We start from the raw sequence: 491 nt of genomic DNA on the forward strand, positions 1-491 counted from the left end.
ACCAGCGTGAAGACGTGGTCGTCATCCACATCGGTGTCGTTGGCCAGCACATCGATGGTCAATGCCTGGTTCTCGGTGCCCGAAACGGTGTCGGCAACAGCGACCGGTGCATCGTTGGTACCGGTGACAGTCACCACGACCGTGCTGGTTGAGGTGGCGCCCTGGTCGTCCTTCATCGTGTAGCTGAGCGTCACCTGCTCCGTCGCGCCTGCCTTCAGGTGATCGAAGTCCGAGCCCGGGGTGAACACGAGTTGGTTGTTCACTACGCTGGTGGTTCCTTTACCGTCCGGTGCAGCACCGGATACCAGCGTGAAGACGTGATCGTCATCCACATCGGTGTCGTTGGCCAGTACATCGATGGTCAATGCCTGGTTTTCGGTACCCGAGGCGGTATCGGCGACGGCAACCGGTGCATCATTGGTACCGGTGACGGTCACCACGACCGTGCTGGTCGAGGTAACGCCCTGGTCGTCCTTCATCGTGTAGCTCAG

Annotated in this window: 1 protein-coding gene; it reads right to left on the reverse strand. The window is 60.3% G+C overall.

Annotated features, from left to right (window positions below; all coding sequences use genetic code 11):
- A partial coding sequence (locus tag AC3A6M_RS24860) for an Ig-like domain-containing protein (RefSeq protein WP_487855359.1) occupies positions 1–479 on the reverse strand: 479 nt, incomplete at its 3' end.
- Positions 480–491: the final 12 nt, after the last annotated feature.

Source organism: Telluria sp. Soil_C_11, from assembly GCF_057657395.1.